At 34.8% G+C, this 25,429-nt stretch carries 27 protein-coding genes and 4 pseudogenes; 22 read left to right on the top strand and 9 right to left on the bottom strand.

Features of this window, described 5'->3' with window-relative positions; genetic code table 11:
• Nucleotides 1–53: 53 nt before the first annotated feature.
• The gene (locus BLV40_RS13025) at nt 54–1,316 is read right to left on the bottom strand and encodes a helix-turn-helix domain-containing protein (RefSeq protein ID WP_090690684.1); all 1,263 of its coding nucleotides are present in this window, start codon (nt 1,314–1,316) and stop codon (nt 54–56) included.
• Nucleotides 1,317–1,467: 151 nt separating this feature from the next.
• On the opposite strand from BLV40_RS13025, the gene BLV40_RS13020 reads away from it, so the two are divergent.
• The 5 genes from BLV40_RS13020 (at nt 1,468) to BLV40_RS13000 (ending at nt 7,510) form a co-directional block, all read left to right on the top strand.
• Nucleotides 1,468–3,759 (top strand): glycoside hydrolase family 3 C-terminal domain-containing protein, encoded by a 2,292-nt coding sequence (locus tag BLV40_RS13020; RefSeq protein WP_090690683.1) that lies wholly within the window; start codon nt 1,468–1,470, stop codon nt 3,757–3,759.
• Between the two features lie 95 nt (nt 3,760–3,854).
• Nucleotides 3,855–4,961 carry an alpha/beta hydrolase gene (locus tag BLV40_RS13015; RefSeq protein WP_090690679.1) on the top strand — a complete coding sequence of 369 codons (1,107 nt, stop codon included), beginning with the start codon at nt 3,855–3,857 and terminating at the stop codon, nt 4,959–4,961.
• A gap of 500 nt (nt 4,962–5,461) precedes the next feature.
• A complete protein-coding gene (locus tag BLV40_RS13010; RefSeq protein ID WP_090690677.1) occupies nt 5,462–6,520 on the top strand; it encodes a flavin-containing monooxygenase in 1,059 nt (352 codons plus the stop codon).
• A 320-nt stretch (nt 6,521–6,840) separates the two neighbouring features.
• Nucleotides 6,841–7,089 carry a hypothetical protein gene (locus BLV40_RS13005; RefSeq protein ID WP_090690675.1) on the top strand — a complete coding sequence of 83 codons (249 nt, stop codon included), beginning with the start codon at nt 6,841–6,843 and terminating at the stop codon, nt 7,087–7,089.
• 55 nt (nt 7,090–7,144) lie between these two features.
• On the top strand, nt 7,145–7,510 hold the full coding sequence (locus tag BLV40_RS13000; protein ID WP_026593240.1) for a DUF4180 domain-containing protein: 366 nt from the start codon (nt 7,145–7,147) through the stop codon (nt 7,508–7,510).
• An 83-nt stretch (nt 7,511–7,593) separates the two neighbouring features.
• Here the strand turns inward: BLV40_RS13000 and BLV40_RS12995 are convergent, their stop codons facing one another.
• Nucleotides 7,594–8,631, bottom strand: coding sequence for a serine hydrolase domain-containing protein (locus tag BLV40_RS12995; protein WP_026593239.1), 1,038 nt, complete (start codon nt 8,629–8,631; stop codon nt 7,594–7,596).
• Nucleotides 8,632–8,857: 226 nt separating this feature from the next.
• On the opposite strand from BLV40_RS12995, the gene BLV40_RS12990 reads away from it, so the two are divergent.
• The 3 genes from BLV40_RS12990 (at nt 8,858) to BLV40_RS12980 (ending at nt 10,814) form a co-directional block, all read left to right on the top strand.
• On the top strand, nt 8,858–9,310 hold the full coding sequence (locus BLV40_RS12990) for an AraC family transcriptional regulator (RefSeq protein ID WP_026593238.1): 453 nt from the start codon (nt 8,858–8,860) through the stop codon (nt 9,308–9,310).
• A gap of 171 nt (nt 9,311–9,481) precedes the next feature.
• Nucleotides 9,482–9,829 (top strand): PadR family transcriptional regulator, encoded by a 348-nt coding sequence (locus BLV40_RS12985; RefSeq protein ID WP_026593237.1) that lies wholly within the window; start codon nt 9,482–9,484, stop codon nt 9,827–9,829.
• Nucleotides 9,816–10,814: an HAAS signaling domain-containing protein gene (locus BLV40_RS12980; protein ID WP_090690672.1), complete on the top strand. Its 999-nt coding sequence runs from the start codon at nt 9,816–9,818 to the stop codon at nt 10,812–10,814. Before BLV40_RS12985 ends, BLV40_RS12980 begins: the two co-directional genes overlap by 14 nt.
• A gap of 233 nt (nt 10,815–11,047) precedes the next feature.
• Here the strand turns inward: BLV40_RS12980 and BLV40_RS12975 are convergent, their stop codons facing one another.
• A complete protein-coding gene (locus BLV40_RS12975; RefSeq protein ID WP_090690669.1) occupies nt 11,048–11,425 on the bottom strand; it encodes an FAS1-like dehydratase domain-containing protein in 378 nt (125 codons plus the stop codon).
• Nucleotides 11,426–11,628: 203 nt separating this feature from the next.
• Between BLV40_RS12975 and BLV40_RS12970 the strand changes: the two genes are divergently transcribed.
• The 5 genes and pseudogenes from BLV40_RS12970 to BLV40_RS12945 all read left to right on the top strand — a co-directional run.
• Nucleotides 11,629–12,474, top strand: a complete 846-nt coding sequence (locus BLV40_RS12970) for a MerR family transcriptional regulator (protein WP_090690667.1) — start codon at nt 11,629–11,631, stop codon at nt 12,472–12,474.
• A 61-nt stretch (nt 12,475–12,535) separates the two neighbouring features.
• On the top strand, nt 12,536–13,552 hold the full coding sequence (locus BLV40_RS12965; protein ID WP_090690663.1) for a C45 family autoproteolytic acyltransferase/hydrolase: 1,017 nt from the start codon (nt 12,536–12,538) through the stop codon (nt 13,550–13,552).
• A gap of 1 nt (nt 13,553) precedes the next feature.
• On the top strand, nt 13,554–13,835 hold the full coding sequence (locus BLV40_RS12960; protein ID WP_090690660.1) for a MazG nucleotide pyrophosphohydrolase domain-containing protein: 282 nt from the start codon (nt 13,554–13,556) through the stop codon (nt 13,833–13,835).
• Nucleotides 13,836–14,299: 464 nt separating this feature from the next.
• Nucleotides 14,300–15,121 (top strand): hypothetical protein, encoded by an 822-nt coding sequence (locus BLV40_RS12950; RefSeq protein WP_090690658.1) that lies wholly within the window; start codon nt 14,300–14,302, stop codon nt 15,119–15,121.
• Between the two features lie 34 nt (nt 15,122–15,155).
• A pseudogene (locus BLV40_RS12945) lies at nt 15,156–15,476 on the top strand (subclass B1 metallo-beta-lactamase); the annotation flags it as partial.
• A gap of 19 nt (nt 15,477–15,495) precedes the next feature.
• Here the strand turns inward: BLV40_RS12945 and BLV40_RS12940 are convergent.
• Nucleotides 15,496–15,831 (bottom strand): winged helix-turn-helix transcriptional regulator, encoded by a 336-nt coding sequence (locus BLV40_RS12940; protein ID WP_026593229.1) that lies wholly within the window; start codon nt 15,829–15,831, stop codon nt 15,496–15,498.
• Nucleotides 15,832–15,961: 130 nt separating this feature from the next.
• Between BLV40_RS12940 and BLV40_RS12935 the strand changes: the two genes are divergently transcribed.
• Nucleotides 15,962–16,492, top strand: coding sequence for an NAD(P)H-dependent oxidoreductase (locus tag BLV40_RS12935; RefSeq protein WP_026593228.1), 531 nt, complete (start codon nt 15,962–15,964; stop codon nt 16,490–16,492).
• Nucleotides 16,493–16,585: 93 nt separating this feature from the next.
• Here BLV40_RS12935 and BLV40_RS29335 read toward each other — a convergent pair.
• A pseudogene (locus tag BLV40_RS29335) lies at nt 16,586–16,725 on the bottom strand (enoyl-CoA hydratase); the annotation flags it as partial.
• A gap of 242 nt (nt 16,726–16,967) precedes the next feature.
• Between BLV40_RS29335 and BLV40_RS28910 the strand changes: the two are divergent.
• The gene (locus BLV40_RS28910) at nt 16,968–17,276 is read left to right on the top strand and encodes a sodium:proton antiporter (protein ID WP_211482121.1); all 309 of its coding nucleotides are present in this window, start codon (nt 16,968–16,970) and stop codon (nt 17,274–17,276) included.
• 451 nt (nt 17,277–17,727) lie between these two features.
• On the opposite strand, the gene BLV40_RS12925 is transcribed toward BLV40_RS28910, so the two are convergent.
• Both BLV40_RS12925 and BLV40_RS12920 read right to left on the bottom strand, forming a co-directional pair.
• The gene (locus BLV40_RS12925) at nt 17,728–18,147 is read right to left on the bottom strand and encodes a VOC family protein (RefSeq protein WP_026593226.1); all 420 of its coding nucleotides are present in this window, start codon (nt 18,145–18,147) and stop codon (nt 17,728–17,730) included.
• 670 nt (nt 18,148–18,817) lie between these two features.
• Complete coding sequence (locus tag BLV40_RS12920) at nt 18,818–19,087, bottom strand: DUF1292 domain-containing protein (protein ID WP_026593224.1); 270 nt, start codon at nt 19,085–19,087, stop codon at nt 18,818–18,820.
• Nucleotides 19,088–19,734: 647 nt separating this feature from the next.
• Between BLV40_RS12920 and BLV40_RS12915 the strand changes: the two genes are divergently transcribed.
• Nucleotides 19,735–20,502, top strand: a complete 768-nt coding sequence (locus BLV40_RS12915) for a GNAT family N-acetyltransferase (protein WP_090690649.1) — start codon at nt 19,735–19,737, stop codon at nt 20,500–20,502.
• A 50-nt stretch (nt 20,503–20,552) separates the two neighbouring features.
• On the opposite strand, the gene BLV40_RS12910 is transcribed toward BLV40_RS12915, so the two are convergent.
• Nucleotides 20,553–20,762 (bottom strand): hypothetical protein, encoded by a 210-nt coding sequence (locus BLV40_RS12910; RefSeq protein WP_026593222.1) that lies wholly within the window; start codon nt 20,760–20,762, stop codon nt 20,553–20,555.
• Between the two features lie 141 nt (nt 20,763–20,903).
• Here BLV40_RS12910 and BLV40_RS12905 point away from each other — a divergent pair.
• The 4 genes and pseudogenes from BLV40_RS12905 to BLV40_RS12890 form a co-directional block, all read left to right on the top strand.
• A pseudogene (locus BLV40_RS12905) lies at nt 20,904–21,179 on the top strand (NUDIX hydrolase); the annotation flags it as partial.
• Nucleotides 21,180–21,295: 116 nt separating this feature from the next.
• Nucleotides 21,296–22,144, top strand: coding sequence for an aminoglycoside phosphotransferase family protein (locus BLV40_RS12900; protein ID WP_090690647.1), 849 nt, complete (start codon nt 21,296–21,298; stop codon nt 22,142–22,144).
• 49 nt (nt 22,145–22,193) lie between these two features.
• Nucleotides 22,194–23,018: pseudogene (locus BLV40_RS12895) on the top strand (MBL fold metallo-hydrolase).
• Between the two features lie 14 nt (nt 23,019–23,032).
• Nucleotides 23,033–23,602 (top strand): SGNH/GDSL hydrolase family protein, encoded by a 570-nt coding sequence (locus tag BLV40_RS12890; RefSeq protein WP_090690644.1) that lies wholly within the window; start codon nt 23,033–23,035, stop codon nt 23,600–23,602.
• 39 nt (nt 23,603–23,641) lie between these two features.
• Here BLV40_RS12890 and BLV40_RS12885 read toward each other — a convergent pair whose 3' ends face one another.
• Nucleotides 23,642–23,818 carry a DUF1272 domain-containing protein gene (locus BLV40_RS12885; protein WP_026593218.1) on the bottom strand — a complete coding sequence of 59 codons (177 nt, stop codon included), beginning with the start codon at nt 23,816–23,818 and terminating at the stop codon, nt 23,642–23,644.
• A 187-nt stretch (nt 23,819–24,005) separates the two neighbouring features.
• Between BLV40_RS12885 and BLV40_RS12880 the strand changes: the two genes are divergently transcribed.
• Both BLV40_RS12880 and BLV40_RS12875 read left to right on the top strand, forming a co-directional pair.
• Entirely contained in the window at nt 24,006–24,875 is an 870-nt protein-coding gene (locus BLV40_RS12880; protein WP_090690642.1) for a pentapeptide repeat-containing protein, read from the top strand.
• Nucleotides 24,876–24,973: 98 nt separating this feature from the next.
• The gene (locus BLV40_RS12875) at nt 24,974–25,414 is read left to right on the top strand and encodes a hypothetical protein (RefSeq protein WP_090690639.1); all 441 of its coding nucleotides are present in this window, start codon (nt 24,974–24,976) and stop codon (nt 25,412–25,414) included.
• Nucleotides 25,415–25,429 lie beyond the last annotated feature (15 nt).

Here is a 25,429-nt window from a genome sequence, read left to right as displayed (position 1 = left end):
GTTGAACGAGAGGAACTATTTTTGTCCTAGCAGAAACAGAAGAATCCCCCAGCTCAAGCTCGTGTAGAGGTAGGTGGGGGGAATTCAACACACCCATTTTTAAATTGTTTAGGTGAAACACCAGTATGTTTTTTAAATACTTTCGTAAAATGACTTTGATCATGAAAGTTTAATAGTGTGGAAATTTCGGATAAAGAATGTCTCGTATAGGTCATTAAACTTTTTGCCTCATCTATCTTAGCACGCTGAATATATTCGCTTACTGAAATTCCTACTTCTTTTTTGAAAAGGAAAGACAAATAACTAGAATTTAGTGCGGCTATTTTCGCTAAATGAGAAAGTGTAATATCTTCGTAAAGATGAGTGAATATATAATTTTGACATGCGTTGATGGGTTTTGAATACTTTTGCAACTTCCCATTTTTTACTCGTTCCGAAAACTCAAGTAAAGCATTCTCCAAAAATGGAATAATAGCTTTACTTTCTTTTATTTCTTCTAGGTTTTGGATGAGTAAGTCACTAAGGGTGTATGCGATTTCAGGGAATAGTCCACCATCTACGGCAGCTCTAGTCGCAAGTGTGATGGCTGCGATGGCGGAATTTTTTTGGCTACGCAGGTGACTCGTTTTCGATAACACCCCCAAATTCCCTTCTTCAGATAATCCCCTTAGGCTTTGAATTAAATCCTCCTTTTTCCCTTCCTTAATACATGCAAAGATTTTCTTCTCAGCCAGTGGATCGACATGAGTCAGTAAATTTTGACGGTGTTCCGATATACATATATCGGGCTGTTCCACTTCAAATTTTTCCTTTTCTAACAGCATATTTTTTTGCAGGATATCAACCATATCTAATTTTTGTTGATACAGCATGTAATAAAGGACCATGCTCAAATTTAAAAAATTCAAATTGCTTAAAACAGGGAGAGAATGATAATATCGAACCATTTCATCTTTGTTTATTTTTAGATGAAGGTCATTAATGATTCCTTTAATTGATACTTCTGATAGCCTCGAATAAAGGACAGGACCGACAATGATGTTCCCGCTAAGTTGGTCATTTGAACGCAGGTTAATTGAGAAATAGTTTTCAAGGCAGGAGGTCTCCCTTAGTACTGGAAAACGATAGAAGTTTTCCTCCTTAAATAGTTGACGAAATATCTCCTCTTTTGAAGTATACAATGGGTTATGCTGAAAGTTGCGAGAGTGTTCAAATGCTACATCTCCCTTTTTATCAAGAAAAAAGATAGGTATTTTATACATGTCAAAGACCAGCTTACAAATATAATATAAATCCTCTAGTTTGGAGAAATTCATTATTTTAACCTCCATTCATTAAAACTCAGTATAACATCAGCTAAAAATTTTACAATTTTTCTAAAAACAATACCATAATATCCGAAAAATAAAAACTATAATAGGTTTAAGAAAGCGCTTACCCAATAATCTTTTGATTAGGAGGACTATTATGAAAAGGGATATTAAGCAAATTATTTCACAAATGACACTAGAAGAAAAGGCAAGTCTATGTTCTGGATTAGATTTTTGGAATACAAAAGGGATTGAGCGATTGGGAATTCCTTCAATTATGGTAACTGATGGACCGCATGGACTTAGGAAACAGGCAGAGGGAGCAGATCACTTAGGGATTTATAATAGTGTCCCAGCTACTTGTTTCCCATCAGCAGTAGGATTAGCGAGTACATGGAATAAAGAATTAATAAAACAAGTAGGAGTTGCATTAGGAGAGGAATGTCAGGCTGAACATGTCGGTGTTCTTCTTGGGCCTGGGGCAAACATTAAGCGTTCGCCGCTGTGCGGAAGAAATTTTGAATATTTTTCAGAGGACCCTTATTTATCATCTCAAATGGCTGCAAATCATATTAACGGCGTACAAAGTCAAGGGGTTGGAACATCATTAAAACATTTCGCGGCTAATAATCAGGAACATCGTAGAATGTCGACGGATGCTATTGTTGATGAGAGAACACTGCGTGAAATTTATCTTGCTAGTTTTGAAGGTGCTGTTAAGGAAGCACAGCCATGGACAGTAATGAGTGCTTACAACAAGGTGAATGGTGAATATGCTTCGGAAAATAACTATTTGTTAAATGATATTTTGAAGAATGAATGGGGATTTGAAGGTTTTGTCGTTTCTGATTGGGGTGCAGTAAATGAGCGTGTTGCAGGTTTAGCGAACGGTTTGGAACTAGAAATGCCTGCAAGCTTTGGAATTGGTGAGAAGAAGATTATTGATGCAGTTAATGGTGGTCAGCTATCTGTAGAAAAGCTTGATCAAGCAGTAGAACGTCTTCTTAACATTATTTTTAAAGCAGCGGATAACAAGCGGGAACACGCTGTGTATAGTAAGGATGCGCACCATCAGCTTGCAAGAGAAGTTGCACGCGAAAGTATGGTTTTGTTAAAAAATGAAGATGACATTCTTCCATTGAAAAAGGCAGGAACGGTAGCTGTAATTGGAGGATTTGCAAAGGCACCTCGCTATCAAGGCGGCGGAAGCTCTCATATTAATCCAACAAAACTGGAAAGCATTCTCGAAGAAATTGAAACTGTATCTGGTAAAAATACGAACGTATTATTTGCCGAGGGCTATGATCTTGCCGATGATGCTTTGGATGAAAACATGATTAATGAAGCAAAAGAAGTAGCAGCTGGAGCAGATACAGTGGTTCTTTTCGTTGGACTTCCAGATCGCTATGAATCAGAAGGGTATGACCGAAAGCATTTACATATGCCAGAAAATCACGTGCAATTAATTGAAGCCGTTGCAGAAGTTCAAAGTAATATCGTTGTAGTTTTAAGTAACGGTGCTCCAATTGAAATGCCATGGATAGGTAAAGTGAAAGGAATACTTGAAGGCTATTTGGGTGGACAGGCATTAGGAGGAGCGATTGCTGATTTATTATTTGGTGATGCGAATCCAAGCGGGAAATTAGCGGAAACATTCCCGAAAGTTTTAAGCGATAATCCTTCTTACTTAAACTTCCCTGGTGAAGGTGACATAGTGGAATATAAAGAAGGTGTGTTCGTCGGATACCGTTATTACGATACGAAAAATATTGAGCCATTGTTCCCATTTGGTTTTGGGTTAAGCTATACAAAATTTGAGTATAGTAATCTTTCAATTAATAAGAAAGAAATAAAAGATACGGAGACTGTTTCTGTCAGTGTAAATGTGAAAAATACTGGCAATGCAGCAGGTAAAGAAATTGTTCAGCTTTATATAAAAGATGTGGAAAGCAGTGTGATCCGTCCTGAGAAAGAGCTAAAAGGATTTGAAAAAGTGGAATTACAGCCAGGCGAAGAAAAAACGATTACCTTTACGTTAGCTAAAAGAGCATTTGCTTATTATAACGTTGAATTGAAGGACTGGTATGTTGAAACAGGTGAGTTTGAAATTTTGATAGGAAAGTCTTCAAAAGAGATCGTCTTGCATGAAAGCATTTATGTTCAATCAACAACTTTCATTCGAAAATCAGTACATCGTAATACGTTACTTGGGGACTTGTTTACAGACCAAAGTTTAGCACCAATTGCAAAAGAGCTTATGGCAAAGGCGCTAGAAGGTAGTCCGCTTGCTAGCATGTCTGAAGGAGATAGCGATACTTCCGAATTAATGGATGCTATGCTGGGCTATATGCCATTAAGGGCACTCGTGAACTTTAGCGCAGGTGCTTTTACAGAGGAAATGTTGAGTGAAATGATTGAGCTATTAAACAATGAGAAAGTGAATCGTTAAGCGGTGAGAATGAGGATTCTCGTACAGCAACATACTGAAGAACTCGGTAATAAAGTTTTCCGAAATTAAAATTATCAAAAAAGGAGACGGTAATGATGAGTAATACAACTTCTTACGTTAATCTAGTTTCTAAACTGAGCGAGGAGATACTAGTTGTCAAAAAAAGAGGATTCGATTTTATTGCTAAACCGATTCCTGATTCTGATGCGATTGGTGAATTAGACCCTCGAGTCCTCGGTGTGACTTTACAAACGGCAGAAAAAATGGCTGCGATGGAAAACCAGCCATTTGACCCTTCAGATACTATGGGCTTTGTTAAAGGAATGCGAGCTATGTTTGGTTGGAACAATGACGATGTTACGAAAAGTAAAGTCGAAACCACTTATAAAACAATTGATGGCACAAATGGGCCGATTCCTCTGCGGATCTATACACCTTCTAATGAAGGGATTCTGCCTGCTGTTGTCTTCATTCACGGCGGAGGATTCATAGCCGGAAGTGTTGACGTCGTGGAAAATCCGTGTAAAGCATTGGCAGAAAAGGCAGGTGCCGTTGTTATTTCCGTTGATTATCGCTTAGCCCCTGAGCATCCATATCCAGCAGGTCTAACAGATTGTTTCGAATCCGTAACATGGGTGTATGAGCACGCTGAAGAAATTCGTGTGAATCCACAGCAAATTGCCATATCTGGAGACAGTGCGGGGGGGAATTTGTCTACAGTCTGTGCGTTAATGGATCGTGAGAATGGGACGGAAATGATTAAATTTCAGGCGCTTATTTATCCGTCAGTAAATATGGCCGGCGTCCAAACCGAGGATTTCAACTGGAGCATTGATCAGTATGATATTCGTAACCATGCAGAGATAATCACGCCACTGGTTACAGCATTGGGTGAAAGTAGTAGGGGGATTTTCCAAATCTATTTGCAAAATAATGCGGAAATCACAGATCCCCATGTTTCTCCACTGTTGTCGGATCAATTAAGCGGAATGCCGGAGACGCTAATTGTAACTGCCGAATTTGATTATTTAAAAGTAGAGTGTGAAGCTTACGCGGCAAAACTAGTACGTAGCGGGGTTCCTACGAAGCTGATTCAGTACAATGGTACAGATCATGCTTTTATGGATAAAAGTGGTTTATATCCGCAAGCAGAAGATTTAATGAATGAAATTGCAAAAGAGATCAAGCGAGTGTTTGCTTAATATTATTCTGCGATTCACGGGCATGTGCTCGAGTGGTGAGAGCTTTCCATCAGTGAGGGATGAAGAAAATTCCTCACTGATGGAATTTTTACTTTATCGAAAAAGCGGATTGTCAGGATGAAGAAACAAGTAGGCTGGGGAGAACGGTTCAGCTATGTCCTTTCAGACACGGTTTCCAATTTAATTTTTCAAATGATTACAAGAGCTTGCGGCAGATGTTTATAAATAAAGAGAATGTAAAAACATATGTCTAGTGGTATTTCAAAAAGAGAGTAAAAAATGAGTTACTTAAAGTGTTACTTTTATCAAATTTTAAAGCACAATATTGGTGGTGAAAAGTTTCTTATCACCAATATTGTGTTTTTTTAGATTTACAGGTTGAGCAGAAAAAGAATCATTTTCCTTGATTAGTAAAAAGAAAATGTATATGATGAAATCAAACATATGAACATATGAACAAATATTCATATGTTTTGTGACATGAAACGAGGGGATAAAAAGTGTTAGATGTAATTATAGTAGGAGCTGGTCAAGCAGGTTTGGTTATGGGGTATTACTTGCGGCAAGGAAACTATAATTTTGTATTATTAGATGGAGAAAAAAGAATTGGTGATTCATGGAGAAAGCGATATGATTCTTTACAATTGTTTACACCAAGAGCTTATTGTACACTGCCGGGTATGAAGCTAGAGGGAAATCAAAATGAATTTCCTACTAAAGATGAAATCTCCAATTATTTAGAAGCGTATGCACAGCGTTTTTCTTTACCAGTGAGGCTACAAACAAATGTTTTTAAAGTAAGAAAGAGAGAGGATGAATTTGAGGTTTATACGCCTAAAGAAGTACTACGATCCAAACGTGTTATTATCGCATCAGGCGCTTTTGATCAACCTTTCATTCCTTCCATTTCTCAAAATCTTTCAAATGATATCTTTCAAATTCATTCTTCACAATATCAATCACCAAAGCAAATTCCAGAAGGAGCAGTTCTTGTAGTTGGGGGAGGAAACTCAGGTGCACAAATTGCAGTAGAACTTGCGAAATCTCGTGATGTTACGATTGCGGTAAGTCATCCGCTTTCTTTTTTACCACTAAAAATAATGGGAAGGAGTATTTTTTCCTGGCTTGAGAAAATAGGATTATTATATGCAGGAACCCATACAAGGCGGGGAAGGTGGTTTCAGAAGCAGAAAGATCCTATATTTGGTTATGAATGTAGAGAGCTTATTCGTAATGGAACAATAACAGTGAAGTCTAAGGTCGTAAATGCATTGCGGAACAAAGTAGTGTTTTCAGATGATAACACATGCCAGATTCAGAATGTAGTATGGTCTACAGGATTTATACCAAATTATCATTGGATTGACGTAGAAGGTGCAGTGAATCAAGCAGGATTACCCGTTCATACAAGAGGCGTTAGCGGGATGCAAGGGTTATACTATATTGGATTGCCTTGGCAACATCAAAGAGGGTCCGCGCTTCTTTGTGGTGTGGGCCGAGATGCAGAGTTTTTATTTTCAATTATTCGAAAAGAAGATTTAATGTTAATAAAAAAATAGATCGGTAGCAATTCCTACCGATCAGCAATATGTACATAATTAGGAGAGGTCAAACTTTTATTAAATTCATTATAATATATTCTGATAATTTAGAAAACTAAAAAATGATTTTTATATGTTGAGAAAGTTTTTTTACACCGTAATATATGGAGTATTAAGAATCTTGCATATAAAAAGTGTAGTGTCGGTTGCATGTATAAAGACAATAATACCAATTTTTGTGTTATTTAGATATATATTCTGTTAAAGTTATAATATGGATATTGATTTGTGTATAAATAATATTAAAGTATGTTTATCAATGGAGAGAGGTATATAGTATGAAATTTGATGATCAACGTTTACTCGGAATTCGATTAGGTTCTTTACTTGTAACGGAAGCGAATCAGTACATGGTAATAAAGAAAAAAGAACATTATTCCCTATTAAACATTGAAACACTAGAGTGTACACCTCTTGAAGTATCATTGGAGTATCTTGAAGACATGCTACACGAGGATCTTCAAGAAAATATAAAGGAAATCATCGCCCCTGAGCATCTCAAGATTGTAGCTAAAAATATTATATAAAGAAAAAAGAGGAATCATAATGTAATGAAAAATCTATTGTTAGGTAGGGATACAGATGAAAATAAGTATTCATGAAAAAGATAATTCTAAAGTTGCCATTATAGAAAGTACTGATATCGTAATAGGTGATGTACAAGGAGCATTAGACTTAATGGCATCCATCAATTATGAGCATGATTGCCAAAAAATATTGATGAAAAAAATGAATATTACAGAGGAATTTTTCAACTTAAGAACTCGTCTAGCGGGTGAAATTTTACAAAAGTATATGAACTACGGCGTAAAATTAGCTATTGTCGGGGATTTCAGTGTATATAATAGTAAAAGTCTTGCGGATTTTATATATGAATGTAATAAAGGGAAGGCAGTATTCTTTTTAGCAGATGAAGAATCGGCTTTAAGTGCTCTACATTCTGTGTAGTATTGGATCTTTCTATGCTTGTCAGAACGAAAAAAGCTAGCTTTTTGCTAGCTTTTTTATTATAGGCCTGTTACTAAAGCTTCTTATAGTTTTAATAAGTTAACAATCTCTCCAATAATCCCCTCGTTTTGATGAACACCTAAATCCGAGTTTGTCATAATGACAGCGCCAGTACCTCTATAAGGATATGCAAGCATTAAACATTGAAACCCAACACCCCAACCAAGTGAAGAAATTTCTATTTCTTGGTTTGGAGTGTCAAGAAATATACCCAATCCAGTCCACTTTGAACAACCTTGTGGAGAAATCATATCTTTGACGATTTTGGAGGAAAGACCGAGTTTGCTTTTGCTTTGTAAAGACTGGATGACTTCTATTACTAAAGTGGATAAATCTGTCGGAGTTGACCAAACTCCTGCAGCAGCTGAATATGGATAGGATGGATATTTTCCATCTACCACATGTCCGTTTTTATCGTGACCACAAGCGAAAGGATTATTTGTCGTATCTTGCATTGGGTGCAGGAGTGTACTGTTATTCATATGTAAAGGATCAAATATGAATTTTTGTAATAAAAGATTAAAAGGTTCCCCAGTAACGTCTTCTATGAGTTGTTCTATTATACAAAATCCTGCATCTGAATAGTGAAAGGTACTGTCCGGTTCATATTGCACTTCAATTGGGACTGGGCAATAAAATGTTTGACCTTGAAGAATTTGAAGAATGGTAGGTTTTCCTTTTGTAGAATGATATATATCAAAGCTTTCAGGTGGATCAATGATTCCTGATTGATGACTTAATAGATTTCGTAAGGTAACTTTTTTGCTACTAGTAAACTTATTCTCAGGAACTTTCCAAGATACAAGTTTATTATTCACATCTTCATCTAAGTTCAGTATCCCTTGATTTGCTAATTTCAATACGAGCATCGCTGTGAGGAATTTACTTATAGAACAAGCGCTAAAAATAGAATTTACGTTAACCTTCCTAGCTGTACCCAACTCAAGTGAGCCAAAACCTTCAGTGTGTTCTAATTTTCCGTTACGAATAATAGCTAAGCTTAGTCCGGATACCGAATATTGATTCATTTTTTCATATATATGTAGTGTTTTGAGTACCATATGATTATTCTTCCTCCCTACTATTATAATCACTATATTATAAACTGGATGTAAAATAAAGGGAAATATAGAGGGGGAGGGGTGTATCGTATTTAACTAGATTAGGAGTAGAATTTCATTGGTGATTTTGGTGTTTCAAAATTTTAAAAAATCAAATGATTCTATTTTTATATTGTGATAGCATTTGAAATGTAGTAAATATTGATGCAGAAAGGAAATGAAAAATATGAATATTAAGGTCGAAACTCTTCCACAATATCGCATCGCATATGTACGACAAGTTGGTCCATATGGTCCTGCTAATGTTCAAGCGATGCAAAAATTAAAGCAATGGGCTGCAGAAAAAAATCTTTTCTCTAGCACATCAATAATTCTTGGGATTTCACATGACACCCCTGAAACAACACTGCCTGAAAACTGCCGATACGATGCCGGTATCGTTATTTCAGACGATTATCAAATTGATGATCTCGTCGGTGAAAGCAAACTTTTTGGTGGGAAATATGCGATTTTCAAAGTCAAACACACAGCTGAAGATATTCAAAAAGCGTGGAGCGAAATTTTTTCTGCGTTGTCAAACTATGGTTATCAGATTGACGCTCGGCCAATTTTCGAAAGATACATTGGAGAGATGGTTCGCGATCATTATTGCGAAATCTGCGTGCCTATAAAATCATGACTTTCTGCACATCTAGAGTAAAACTAAAAAAGAAACCAGAAATTAGACATATCTAATTTCTGGTTTCTTTTTATTTCTAAATTTAAAATATTTCTCTCACAACAATGGTGTATGTTGCATAGCATAAATTAAATACTGTATGACATATAGTAATAAAAATGAGGTGGGTGAATGAGTAATTTATTGAATTCGTTAACGACAGAGCTTAGGAGAGGAACATTGACATTAGCCGTTTTAAGTCAATTACGAACACCACAGTATGGATATTCACTTGTTCAGTTATTGGAGGAATCGGGTATTACGATTGATCAAAGTACTTTATATCCATTGCTTCGCCGATTAGAGAAACAGAATTTGGTGACGAGTAGTTGGGATACATCTGAAAGTAGACCTCGTAAATATTATGTTCTAAGTGAATATGGGCTAGATATCTTTTTACAGTTAAGAAGGGAATGGATGGAGAATTCAAAAAAGCTCTATAACTTATTAGAAGGGGAAGAAGATGATGAATCTAATTGAGATTTATATTCAGGAAGTTACAAGAAGGCTACCTGAAAAAAATCGTGAAGATATTACACTTGAGTTACGATCAACCATAGAGGATATGCTTCCTGATGATTACAGTGAAGAAGATGTAAAGGCGGTTCTTGAAAAATTAGGGAGTCCAGTCACATTGGCTAGTGGTTATCGAGATCGGCCAATGCACTTAATTGGTCCACGTTATTTTGATGTATATGTGGCGCTATTAAAAATGATTTTACCGATTGCCGCTGTCGTTTCGTTAATTTCGATGATTGCCGTATATTTTATTGGATATAGTGGAGAACAAGCGGTTATAAATATTGCTTTGAGTCTTATGGGCAAAGGAGCATGGACCATCATTGAAGTTGGGATCCAAGTATTCTTTTGGTTAACAGTTGTGTTTGCTATTTTAGAAAGAACAGATAATGGAAGAGATGAGCAGCCATTAACAGCAAGCCTTAAAAAATGGACTCCTGATGATTTGAAAAATATCCCTAATGTCCCTAAGAAAAAAACGATTTCAAAGGGCGAGGTATTTGGAAGTTTATTGTGGACTGCAATTTGGTCAACTCTTTATTTTTATGCGAATCATCTTGTAGGTGTATATGAAGGAGGTAGAAACGGACTTGAATTTGTAGCGCCAACTTTCAGTCAAGATGTTTTGCTTCGATATTGGCCAATCGTTGTTATAATGATAGGTTTAGAAATAGCATTGTCCCTTTATAAATTAATAAAGGGACAATGGACGCAAAGAATGGCAATATGCAATGCGGTCCTTCAGCTAATTGGAACCGTTGTATTCATTGTAATATTATTAAATCCTAATTTATTAAACAAAGATTTCATTACGTATATGGCGGATGTATTTACTATTACTACTAATCAATTTAAAACATGGATAGTTGGCGGTGGTATTTTCATCTTTACAATATCTGCAGTAATCAGTGCATTTGATGGTTTCCGCAAGGCTAAAATTCGTTAATCCGTATTTCTTTTTCAATTAATCATTGTTTTTCTTGAATAAGCAAAAATAGTTTATTCATTTCACTAAGGCTATTAAAATACCAAAACCCCCTGCTTTTTAATTGAAATCAGGGGGGTTCTTTACTTAATGATTATAAGTTATGTCTGGAATCACGAAGATGATAGTCGTACTTAGGTTGTTCCTTCTTTAAAGCAATTCATTGAATGGTGGAGTGACGGAACAATTAGTATTTAAAGTATTACACCTGAAAATTTGCCTTTTAATACTACTTTTTCATTTTGATTTTCACATGAAAAGGATGTAATAATAGCTGTTCTATTATTTTCTTGCCTTTCGTACTTTTCAATTTTAACTTCACAAATTATCGTATCCCCTGTAAATACAGGTCTTAAAAACTCAAAATTCATAGTACGAGCCAGTACGTTATTATCTCCACCTATTTTCGTTGGTAGAGTTGCCGTTAGTAATCCTTGAATTACAAGTCTTCCCTGTTCATCTGGTGTTATATGGTGAATCCCTTCATCACCTGAAACCTCTGTGAATAATTCAACGTCCCTTACTGAAAAAGTTCGTTCAAACGTAATGATATCTCCTGCTTTTAAAGACATATAAATCTCCCCCTAAAGTTTAAATACTGTTATGGTTTATTATAGTTTGAATATTATATTAAGGGCGGTGTTCAACTATTCTGACCACTAGTTCAATAGGGTACACATATAGATTAAAATAAGTTGAGTGAAAAAATAAATACGTTATATAGTAAAATATAGTTTGATAGGGAATAATTTGAAAATAAAGGCTGGGATCGTACATGTATACAGTTGGACAGTTTTCAACAATATGTGGTGTATCTATAAAAACGTTACATCACTATGATGCAATTCATCTTGTAAAACCTTTGCATACTGATTCTGTAACAGGATATCGGTATTATGATTATGGGCAAATAAAAACGTTACAATATATAAAAAAGCTAAAGAGTTTCGGTTTTTCATTACAAGAAATACAGGAAGTCATAGAAAGTTATGATGACACCGGATTAGTGAATCATTTGCAAGAAAAGGCTCTACAGTTAGAGCGGAAAATGATAAAAATACAGCAAACTTTGGAGGGGATTCATCAATCTATTAATGATTTGAAAAGAAATGAGCCGTTTGTAACTGTTTCAAATGTAACAGAATGCTTTGAAGAAATACGGGAAAGACAATGGATTTATGGCGTTCGTGAAAAAGTATGTATGCGAGAAATCGATTTTACTGTAAAAAAATTGTTTGAAAGGTTATACGCATATGGGCTAGAAGCAGATGGGAAAATGATGACAGTTTTTCATCAATTTGATAAAGGGGATGCACCGATAGATTTAGAAGTTTGTGTACCTATAAAAGAGTACGATCGTGCACTTTCAAATGTTCGTTGTTTAGAGGGGGGAAAACATATTTGCGCGATTGTAAAAGGACCGTATTCGGAATTAGAAATTGCATATGAAAAAATAATGGATTTCATTGAGGAAAAGGGATATGTAGTAAGGGATTCACCTTTTGAAGTGTATGAACAGGGAGTGTTTACTGAACAAATCGATTATAAAAACATTCGGCCGGCATCCAAACATAATCCGTTACATTTTATAACGAAAGTGTGTGTTCCGGTCTATTCTTAATTGACCCTCCTGTTACAGGAGGATATACCTTATCCTTAGGAAGAGAAAAGGAGAGGGTTATATGTATCACCCAAGGCTACGGGGAACACATTATGAGATGGGAAAACATTATGGAAGCATTTTATATAAAAATGGTTTTCGATTCCCAAAAGTTTCAGAAGAAAAATTAATATTTGGGAGACAAAGTCATGGTTTATTAAAAGACTTTTACCCAGAACTTATAGAAGAAATGAAAGGGTTTGCTGAAGGTTGTCATGTAACGTATGAAGAGGTCAGTTCTTTTATATTGAGTATAGGCGTATTCGAACCAGAAGCGCAATGTAGTATATTTGCATGTTATAACGGTTCAGAAGTGATTATGGGAAGAAACTATGATTTGATTTTAGATATGAAAAAATATACGGAGAGTTCACTCGTTTGTCCTAACGAGAAATATTCGTATGTTGGACATTCTGATGTGTTTTTAGGGAAAGTAGATGGGATGAATGAACAAGGATTAGCAGTGGCGATTACGCTTGTACAAAGTGAATATAAAGAAGTGGGATTAAATTTTTATGTGGCAGTTCGCAAAATATTAGAAAATGCAAGTACGGTAGAAGAGGCGATACATATTATAAGTGAATTCCCGTCTTCAATTTGTAATAATTACTTATTAGCAGACGGGTCAGGAAATATGGCAGTAGTAGAAAAAGCGCCACATAACATGTTTGTACGGAGACCAAGAGAGGATGAAAATTTTATCATTTGTACAAATCATTTTGTAAGTAAAGAAATGATAGGTTTACAACAAAATGTTAATAATGATTGGAGTAAATCCCCAAATAGATATATCTATATGGAGGAACAGTTAAGAAAAAATGCGCAGTTAAATCGAGAAAGTGTACAGGGTATCTTATCGAATAGTAAAGAACATGTCTGTTTAAATCTAAAAAAATATAATTTTGGGACGTTATATTCAGTTGTATATGAGCTAAATAGCTTAAGAATACATCGTGCAGAAGGGCAGCCAAATCGCTGCAAATATAAAGAAGATAGAAGATTGGTAGAAGAAATTCATAAAAAGGGAAGAGGGATATAAAATGAAGCTTTCTGAATTTCAGCAGTATGTAGCAAACTTCAGTGAAGAAAAAGGATTTCAGAATACAACGATTGAAATGCGTACAATGTACTTAATGGAGGAATTAGGGGAACTAGCAGAAGCAATCGTAAAGCGAAATGAGGATAAGAATACGAATAGAGAAATAGGCTTAGAGATGTTTGATGTAATTTGGAATGTGTGCGATTTAGCGAATAAATTAGAAATTGATTTAGAGGAAGCATTTCAGGAAAAGATGAAAATCAATCGAGATAGAGAGTGGTAAAGATATAAAGTTGGATGATATGACACTAACATGAAATAATAGTGAAAGGAAAGCAATAGGTAAGAATTTATGTGAAGATGAAGTTATCGTATTAGAGGACTTAAAATCTGCACTAGAAATAGCAAAAAGCTGTAACGTTACATTTGCAGCTGGTTGGTCCCATCAAATTCCGGGAATTAATAAGCAAAGGGAAAAGGAATCAGATTATTATTTTGAGACTGTAGAGAAGTTTAAAAAGTTATCTTTAATGAATAAAGAGGAGAAAGAACTTGGGATACACCAAGTTCTTTTTTTATGCTACATCGCAGATATTAAAATAATCGTAGATGTTCTATTGGACAAATAGCGCATTTCAAGAGGGAATAGAGTATGTAATTGTACAATTAGAAAAGTATGAATGATAAGAAGATTATGTTAGTTTTTGTTAATTTTTGTATGTATAATGAATATGGAGGGGAAATGACATGAAATTTAGACGGTTACTAAATCTAATAACAATGGTTGCATTATTAACATTGTCTGCTTGTGCTGAAAAAGAAGCAGTAAAGCCAGCAGAGGAGAAAAAAGAAAATACGGCATTGAATCAAGAAGGAAAAAATTCTGCAGAGAAAAAAGAAGAAGTACAAAAGAAAGAAGAGGGACAAATTGGAATTGCAACAACAGTAGAGGAATTAAAGCAACATATTGATAAACGTGGATACATACTTTACACAGATCATCCGATTCGCCGTGTTACGAGTGAAGATGGTCGAAGAACTGATATATCTAATTATGGGGATTTAATTGTAAATGTTCATACAGGGGAGCCGCTGGAAAATGCGCCAACTGATTTGATTAAAGAAGGGTTTACATTTATGACTAGAGGACAGGATCCTTCTTTTCAGTATAAACCATGGGATGAAATATCGAATTTAGAAAGAGCACTTGTAAAGGCTGTATACGTATCTGTTCGGTCACTTCGTGTATTAGAAGCACCCGCAAGACAAGGTGATTTTTCAAATGATGAGATTACAGGGGCACTTGCATATCTTCGGAAAGGTGGAGAATCTGATTATATGGCCCCAGTAGCACAATCTGAAACAGATTCCGGGTTATATGCAAAATATGAAATGATGAAGAAAAGTTGGCGTGAATTGGCAAACATTGAAAAACCAAAGGAAAATAAAGTGGCCTTTTCAGAAGCATATGAAAAAGCACGACAAGAAACAAATAATATGATAGGTGTGCTAAATATTTTATTATCTAAAAATTATAAGGAGCGTCTATCAAAGCTTCCTAGTAAATAAAAATGTGCAGAAAAAACGAGGGGAAGTAATGATTATGAGAAAAGAACAAGCGTTAAAAGTAGGGGTGTGCATAGCCTTATTAGGGGGATGACAGTTTGCTAGTTTTGTAAAGCCAGTGCATGCGGTAGTAAAAGAAGAACAAAGCGTAATTAAAAATCAGGAGAGGACTATTTCAATCTCTCAGATAAACTCAAAAGTATGGGTTCATACAGAACTTGGTTACTTTAATGGGGACGCAGTCCCTTCAAATGGCTTAATATTAAATATCTCTAAAGGGTTGGTACTTATTGATTCTTCCTGGGATGATAAATTTACAAAGGAATTAATAGAGATGACTGAAAAGAAATTTCAAGAGTGATATATAAAGAACCCATTTAAGGGTTCTTTTGTTTTGTTGATTTTTTGACTTGATGATCTTTTCCCCATTCACACATTTCATTCATAATTTGAATTAAAGATTTTCCATATTCACTTATTGTATATTCAACTCTTGGTGGAACTTCTTTATATACAGTACGATGGATGATTCCATCAGCTTCAAGTTGTCGCAATTGTTGCGTCAGAACTTTTTGTGTAATATCTGGGATTGCACGTTTCAGTTCGTGTGTCCGTTTCTTTCCGCTCATGAGAATGCATAAAATACTACTCTTCCATTTTCCTCCGATGACTTCAAGGGTGGTAGCGATAGGAAAGTTATGATTCTGATTCATCTATATATTACACCTCCATAGGTACTTTGAGGTTCCTATAGCACCTGAAAGTACGTACTTTTCAATTATATGTAACTAACACATACTAATACTTAAGGATTTCATTTTTTTATAAGGGGGAAAATAATCGATGAAAACACTTGTAATTGTAGCACATCCTAATATTGAAGAGTCACGGATTAATAAAAGATGGAAAGAAGAATTGGAAAAGTATTCTAATGAGATAACAGTGCATGAATTATATAAAACAGCTCCTAATTGGGAATTCGATGTTGATTATGAACAGAGGTTATTATTAGAACACGATCGTTACATATTTCAATTTCCGTTCTATTGGTATAGTTCACCACCATTATTAAAGAAGTGGTTTGATGATGTGCTGACGTACGGCTTTGCATATGGTTCTACAGGGGATAAAGTACGTAATAAAGAGTTTGGTTTGGCGATTTCTATAGGGGGATTAGAGACGCAGTATAAAGATGGGTTTACAATGAACGAACTAACAAAACCATTCCAGGCGACTTGTCTATATACGGGGATGAAATTTATACCAACATTTACGTTGTATGGAGCGGAATATCAACTAAAGGATGAAGATATCGAGAGCAGTGCAGCTAAGTATATTAACTATATTATGAATAAACGTAATCTTTATATATGATTTAAAAATATTCCGGTCCTTTTATAGGTATCGGGATATTTTTTATGTAAGTAAACGTAATAATAAAACAGTAAGTCGAAAGAGATGTAATATTCATGAAACAAACTCCTTTTCAAGTTGATTCATACATGTAAACGCCGCAATAATTTTTGTGCGATTTTTTAATCCAGTTCAAATTGTTTAATAGTTACGTCACAACGGATGGTACCATCACTAAAAACTGGGCGTGAGAATATTTCGATATTTATTTAGTTAATACAACTGAAAGCTAATGGGCAAGTCTCTGCGATTGATGAACCGTTTTTGAGAAACAAGTCAATCATTCTCGCCACTCCACGTAAAGACTTTCTATATCATTTTTCCTAATAGCTAATTACTCAAAATTATTTATATTTCCTTTTTATTTGAACTCATTTAAGGTGCAATTCGAAGGAATTCATCTATAAATTCCATAATTAGAGCATAAACAAAAAGAGTGATTGGCAGTGAATTTACAATTAAAGCAAAACTTCTTTTAGCTAAATTTTCTTTACTGAACATTGAAACGATGCTCAAGGGAATGCCAAATAAGGAAGTAAAAAACGCAAGTGATATAAAGACACTTAGGATAGATTCCACACTCTCGTCCGAAGTTATAGATGAAATGAATAAGGAGGTTGGTATAACAATAATCGTAGTCAGTGCTGTAAAGAACGAGATTTTAGTGAATACCTTCAGATTTTTCCTTTCCAAAAAATTCACCTCTCTTTACAAAAATTATATCATAATGGGCTTAAATTGGTAATGTATGAATAGACCGCAAAGCTATCGGAGGAATATGTTTTGCCGCCTTTGGGTCAAAATCGCTTATTAACTTGGTTCTGTTGCAAGGTTTTCTAAACTAAACTTCCCATTCTTTTTCTAATAGGTGTTTTTCCATAAAAAACCTCCACATGTAGTATGTAAAGAGATTATCTCATGGGTTATATACAAATGGCTGGTGGAAAATATTTGACGCTTACTTATGTAATGGATTGGTTTGGAATAAGGTTTGAACAAATGGATTCTTTTTGTATGGATGAACATTTCATTTTATAAAAAAGTTTGCTTAAAACTTATGTAGAAGCCTCATTTTTATGTACGTAAGGTATTTTATATTCTTGATCGCTACTCAATATAAAAGGCCCCTGAATAGAAAAAAGAGACCTTTTTCGTAACTAATTTATATGAGATATGACTTGTTCGGTTGAAAGTTGTTATGTAAGGAATGTGTCATTGGCTTTTGAAACTTTCTTACCATCTTTATAGTCAAGGCAAGAAACTTCAATTAATAAACCATTAAATACTGTAAAGTAAAACCCGTAACTACTACCTCTCATTGTATAAGGTTCCTTATCTATTTCGATGCCTCCAGCAACTAAACGATTATATGCTTGATCAACTTCACTTGAAGTTTCCACCAAAAAACCAATGTGAAAAGCTTCAGGATATGTAACAGCCTTGTTTCCCTTGAATGCTTTTGGATCACTTAACACGAGAATAAATCCATTTTCATCACTCATGACTACAAGAGCTTTTCCTTTTTGCTCTAAAAATTGGAAATCAAAAAATGTTTCAAAGAAATGCCTAGCTTCTGATAAATCATCAACACATAGATTCAAATGATTTAACTTCATTCAACCATCTCCTTTTAAACAGGAATTAAACAGAAATATATTGCCTTATACGAGTAACACCTGAATGGTAAAAGAAAAGTATTAGAGTGTTACTGATATGATTTTTTTTATGATTAATAGTTCAGGCAACTAGACTATATATATGCTACATAACATCATAATTATTCTGTAGTTATCTTTACTATCAATATGAAATTGCTTTTTCCTATACGGGTACATCAAAAGAGACCAAATAATGAACTTTCTATTCAATAAGATGCAGTTCGTTATTTGGATCGTTTTTTCTAGGATTGATTTGTAAAATTAGAAAGCACCGTGAAGAGATTAGTAAATCTGTTAAAATACAGCCTTTGATGCATAATGCACATAATGGTTATATAGATTGCAAGAATGCAAGTAGTGTGATCTAGCAAAGTGTTTCGAGAAATGCTATGGATTTCCGCCTCCATCTTAAAATGAATCAGGAAATTCTCAAAAAAATGGGTATTCAACCTAATGAAATTAAATGCTACAAAAACAAAAAAGTTGTACTTAATTAACGCAAATAAATTTGGTGAGAAAAATTTCGTTTTGGGGGTAATTCAACATCTTAGCTTGATGGAGATGGGCGGCACCCTTATATGCAAAAACAGAGGGGTGATATGCATCCCCCTCTTGTGTCCAACTAATATTATTCATGCTCTTCCATCATTTTCTCAAACGCAGCAGATACTTTTTCAAATTCCTCATCACTCTCAATGTATGAGAATTCACTATCTTCTTCTACTTTTAAAAAGAAGATATCAATGTCTTCCTCTGTTTCCGTTTCAATGTCTTCTACAAAGCCAACAGCAATGTATTCTGCTCCTTCGACATTCATCGTTCCGAGCACTTCAACTTCCTGCTCCTCATTACTCTCATCGCTAAGGGTGAAAATTTCGCCTACTTCAATTTCAGACATATTCATTCTCCTCCTGTTACACTCTAAAAAATAGAATGTTCAAATCGTATACTTACTAGTATATCTTTCCATAAAATATCAAATTAATGCGCAAAGTACAACAATTTCTTGCTGCTTCAGCATAAGAAGTAAACTAAAAAGATATCATCTGTGAATATGAATGAATACATTTTGGGTTCTCGTCATATGCCCATGAACTTTAGAAATGGGTTGCGCCAAAAACGAAAAAAATGAGTCGAATTCTCATAAATAACTGTAAAATAATAAATTTTTCGTTTTGGGGACATTTCAAATTCTTGAGATTAAAAGTGCATTACTGTTCTCTTATGTTAATGAGAAAGGGTGTCGTGCTTTTTATGAATAGGCATAAAAACAAGGGTTATCTGTATTTACCGAAGCGTTATATAGATGTATGTCTCACGCTACACTTAATTAATTCGCTATAGAAGTAGGCGGAATGAAACGGAAATGTAAATGCTGGGAGCGCCATTTTTTATCTGTATGTTTACGGTTAAATTTTCATTAAACTGAAAACATTTTATTCTAGAACTGAAAGGGATTTAATGGGGGTAACCCGAATAGTATAATTTCGGATGTTTGTACTCTATGATTGGTAGTTTTAACTTTTGCATAGAAAGGTGAACACAATGTGTAATCTTACAACGGTTCAAAACATATTTGGTTCCTCCAAAAAAGTATTAAATGGGTTACCAAATGCAGTAACAATTGAAGAAATTGAAGAAGATGCGCTGTATGATCTTCAAAATTATAAAGAGAAGATAAAAAGATTTGTAGAGGTTTGCTCAAGTTGGAAGGTAAAAAGAGCGAGTATTTTACTAGATAAAAGTTTTAACAGTTATACTCCGAGTGCAAAAATATTACGTGAATTTGGTTTTCAGCTTTATGCAGCAAAAATAGAAGTGTTTCGCAAACTTTCGTGTATCGTAGTTCCAGAGAAACAGTATAATTTTCGCTCTATAGATGAAGGGACATTGTCTGGAGAAGAATTTAAATCACTTTGGGAGCGATGTACGCTAGGGTCAGATAATAAATCATCCATTCTTAATATCAATGAACATTTTTACGCTATACAAGCAGAATTAGGCCAGGGGTGGGAAAAATCATGTATTGCCTTTTATGATAAGGAGCAACCGATTGGAATATCTATTCCTCATATTGAACCTGGTACGAAGGAGGAAGGACGATTATTTTATTTCGGATTATTGCCAGAGGAACGTGGAAAAGGACTTAGTGCTCATATTCATCTTCAATCTTTACGTTTGTTAAAGCAAATGGGAGCTACCTATTATATAGGAAGTACCCATATGACAAATGAAAAAATGCAAAAGGTTTTTTTGAAAAACGGATGCTCTATAAAGGCAGAAACGGAATTGTATTGCAAAACTTTTAAATAGGTTTAGGGGCTGAGAGGATAAAAAAAGTTCGGTATATGACCGAACTTTTTTTATCTGTTTACTACTTCAATAAAAGATGTATTCCCATTTTGCCTCATAACGGAATGGAAATTGTTATTTTCTAACGTTTCAGCAACTTGTTTCAATTGCCTTACATCATCGTGATGAATCAGTAGGCTGTCCGCGCCACTTTCTTCAATATGAATATGTTCAACCTTACCGATAGCTTGATTTACGGCTTGTAAAAAATCGTGTTTCATATATAAAACCTCCTATTATACGGGTGTTTTTATAGCATTCCCTTATTTATAAAAATTAAAAGAGAATACAAGTAAGGTTCATTTTATATAACCTCCAATTTGTAGCAGGTTTTTGTTGTGTGAAAATAAAATATGTATTAGGAAGAAGGATATGTAAAAGGAGGATGCCTTTTACTTGGATATATTGCTGTAGACCATAGTGAAAACCCGAATTGGAATGCCAATGATCCATAGCCTAAGGTAGGATATCAACCGTTTTACCGGATGGATATTACAGAAGTGTATGATTTTAGGGGTGAGTACGAATCGAGTAGTATGGTATTTGTGAAACCAAATGAGATTACATTATATTATCCAAAGTGGAATGAAATTTGTGCAGAGATATTAGTTGCAGCATTATCGGTGTCGGAGAAATAAGGATTGCTTTTTTATAATATAAAAATTAAAGGAGTTTCCTTATATTTGTCAAATAATAATAACGTTGTCTTATTTATAGGAATTTCAAATACATTTGCAGAGTGGGAATAGGAAAAGTGGATATTTCAGAAATTATTGAACAATTAATTGTTAATGAAGTCATTGATCATTATCCAAAAGGGTGCAAGAGATTAACCGGCGGTACTACAAGTAGACTGTACCTTATAGAAGGAAATGAGCCGTGCGTTGTAAAGTTGAATGAACCGAAAGTAATTGGAGAAGAGGCTTATTTCCTTAAATTTTATGAAGACAAAAGTGTATTTCCTAAGCTTTTGTATGTAGATTCACTCAATAGATATATGGTCTATTCATTTATCCCTGGTTCCACAAGTTATGATGTTGAGAATAAAAAAGATATTCTTTTTACACTTGTACAGAAAGTGATTCATACATATAAACCAGCTATGAAAATGGATCAGTGGGGATGGAAAGAAGAACCGGTAGACTCTTGGCAGGTCTTTCTTTTAGAGAGGGTGATGGAAGCTAATGAAACTGTAAAATCCTATATAACAGAAGAAGATTTTCATACTGTTCTTAAATTAGTACACAGTCCAAATAGAACGAGATATAGTAATCAACCATATTTATTACATGGGGATTGTGGATTTCATAATTTTATATTTAATGAGCATAAACTATATGGTGTGATTGACCCTCTGCCAGTTTTGGGAGATCCAATATATGATTTCATTTATGCATTTTGTTCGACGCCGGAAGATCTAACGAAGGAAACGATAGGCGAGGTAGTAGAAAAGAGTGTATTTCATAATAGAGCGAGAAAAGTTTTATATGAAGAAGTTGTAATCGTTTTATATTGCAGATTAGACATTTGTATGAGACATCATCCTGAAGATTTAGAAGCTTATTTACAAGCTTGGCGTTATTGGATGGATCAAATTCATTAACAATGAAAGATTGATAGATAAAAAAATAAATAGGGATAGGAGAATTTTTATGAAGAATTTTGTGTGTACAACGTGCGGCGTGCAATATGCAGCGAGTACAGAAGAACCAGTGAATTGTATGATTTGTAATGAAGAGAGGCAGTATGTGAATCCGCAAGGGCAATCTTGGACAACACTTGATGATTTACAAGCGAGCCATACATATCAAAATGAAATCATTGAAGAAGAAACAGGGTTATATAGCATGACAACGAAACCAGAATTTGCGATTGGTCAAACAACTTATTTGGTAAAAACAGAATCGTATAATTTGTTATGGGACTGTATTACATACTTCGATGAAACTACGATTGAGAAGGTGAAAGAATTAGGGGGATTAGATGCAATTGCGTTATCTCATCCGCACTATTATTCTACTCAAGTAGAATGGGCGGAAAGATTCGATGTACCAATCTATATTCATGAAGATGATAAACAGTGGGTCATGCGTCCAAGTAAACATATTGTTTTTTGGTCAGGAGAATCATTGCAATTATCTGATGAACTCACTGTGCATCGTCTAGGCGGACATTTTAAAGGTGGTTCTGTTTTACACTGGTCACAGGGGAATGAAGGGAAAGGAATTTTATTAACAGGGGACATTATTCAAGTTGTAGCGGATCAAGAGTGAGTGAGCTTTATGTATAGCTATCCCAATTTAATTCCGTTACCAGTAAATAAAGTTGAAGAAATGGCCAAAAGGGTAAAGTCACTTCCTTTTAATCGTTTATACAACGCTTTTCACCGGGTAGTAAAAGAGAATGCAAATGAAGCTGTAGAACGTTCGGCTCAGCGCTATATTTCAGCATTAGAAGGGAAATTATTTCATACATAAGAGGGGAAACGGAAATGAAAACATTAGTATGTTTTGGTGATAGTATTACAGACGGTGAAACATTCTGGAATGGCGAACCTAGATTAACACCGCGTTTACAAAGTCTGTTTCCTGAATGGAAAGTGGTAAATGCAGGGGTTCCTGGTGACAATACGTTTGACGCATTAAAACGAATAGAAGAGGATGTCTTATGTTACGAGCCAACGTTTGTAACAGTCTTTTTTGGTGCGAATGATGCAGCATTTCATAAACAAGTATCACTACAAGAATATGAAGAAAATTTAATTGCGATTGTGAAAAGAATTTCACCAGAAAAAGTGCTTCTCATAAGTCCAGCACCAGTGGATGAGGAAAGGCAGTACGCAAGAACAAATGAAGTATTATTACAGTATGCGGAAGTAGTAAGAGAAGTGGCAGAACAAACAGGAGTTCATTTTCTTAATCTACATTCTCACATGATTGAAGAATTAGATTATAAGAAATTCGTAGAAAATGAAGAGCGTGACGGCTTACATTTTAATGCTGTTGGTTATGAATATTTATCTGAGTTAATTGGAAGTGAATTGAAAGAGATTTTTAAATAAGTGTTCAAATGAAAAGCAAAGCTATGAGTAGCTTTGCTTTTATGATTTTCTTTTGGGTCTACGCACTAATTCACCACCACAGTTTGGACAAACATGATTTGTTTTTTCCGTGCACGGTGCACAAAATGTACATTCGTAAGTGCAAATATAAGCTTCCGAATCCGTTTGAAGTGAAGCATTGCAAGTTTGGCAGTTTGTTTTCATTTCTAATGTCATATGATTCCCTCCTGATTGTATGAATCTTTATAATTTAATGATAATATAGGTTGGAGAATATGTCCTTTTCATATGAAATTATATTTGGAAGTTAGCGTAGCGTTTGAAATGAAATATGATATTTGATTTACGAATTGATTATGTATTTAAAATGAAATAAGAGGTAGAACAACAGGGGGTACATGTTTTGTTAGAGAATAATAATTTTTTGGATGCAAAAACTGATGTGAGTTTTAATAGTTTACGAGCTGACTGTGAGAATTGCTTCAGTTTGTGCTGCGTTGCATTACCTTTCGCAGCTTCGGCAGATTTTGCAGTTAATAAGGATGCTGGTAAGCCTTGCTCTAATCTGCAATCAAATTTTCGTTGTAGCATTCATAAAAATCTAAGGCAGAAAGGTTTTAAAGGATGTACTGTATTTGAGTGTTTTGGTGCGGGACAAAAAGTTTCACAGGTTACTTTTGAGGGAGTTGACTGGAGGGGAGATTCAAAACATGCCAAGAAAATGTATGACGTTTTCCCAATTATGCACCAACTTCATGAGATGCTGTGGTATTTGAATGAGGCTTTAGCGTTAAAAGCGACACGTACGATTCATAAGGGAATTTTTGACGCAATTGCAGAGACGGAACGACTTTCTCAGCTTAGTCCAGAATTGCTGATGGATTTAAACATTCCATCACACCGAGCGTATGTAAATGAACTTCTATTAAAGACAAGCGAATTAGTATGGACGGAGTCACGTTACAAGTATAAGAGTTCGAAAAAAAATAAAAGGATTAATCATCGAGGAGCAAACCTTATGGGGGCAAAGCTTAGAAAGGCAGATCTTAAGGGAGCAAATTTACGAGGAGCATACTTAATTGCAGCTGATCTTCGAGGAGCAGATTTAAGAATGGCTGACTTTATTGGTGCCGATTTACGAGACGCTGATCTTCGAGGAGCAGATCTTACTGAGAGTGTTTTTCTGACTCAAGTTCAGGTTAACGCAGCGAAAGGGGATGTCAACACGAAATTACCAAGGTTGCTTTCTCGTCCGGCGCACTGGTCTGCTTGAGGAAAAGATAATATGTAAATGTTTCATAACAATTACCACTTAGGATAAACCTAGATTATTCATTTATCGTAATTTCTAATTGAGGGGTGTTAAATAGAGTGAATTTGAATTCTTGGAAATATAAAACCACAAATCATTATTTTGACTACTTAGATTTTCACGATTGCTGTGTTGAAGAAATAAAGGTTGAAAAAGATATGGCTATTTTTGAATTTGAATTTGTTTATATTTCCAAAATTCATCCTCTCAATCCTTATAAAGTTGCAAAGGCAACGGATAGATGCAAACTTACTTTTAAAGGTGTAACAATGATTAAACCCATTATCCATTTTGATGATGGAATTGATAAGGAAGTCCCAATAGTTGAATTGGAAGAAATGGAGTTTTTGACTTTTAGCCAAAGTTCAATTAGAAATAATTTTATTTTTGAAATGTTCGGCACTGATTGGAAAACAAAACAATTTTGCAGTATCAAACTTAAACCAAACAACTTTACATTAGAATGGAATAGATTTACTGAGGATGCTTGGTATGTTTGACATTTGTAAATAAGG

This window comes from Bacillus sp. 166amftsu (genome assembly GCF_900107445.1).
Lineage (GTDB): Bacteria > Bacillota > Bacilli > Bacillales > Bacillaceae_G > Bacillus_A > Bacillus_A arachidis.
Note: the sequence above shows the minus strand (reverse complement) of the source record. Positions and strands in the feature narration are given on the sequence as shown.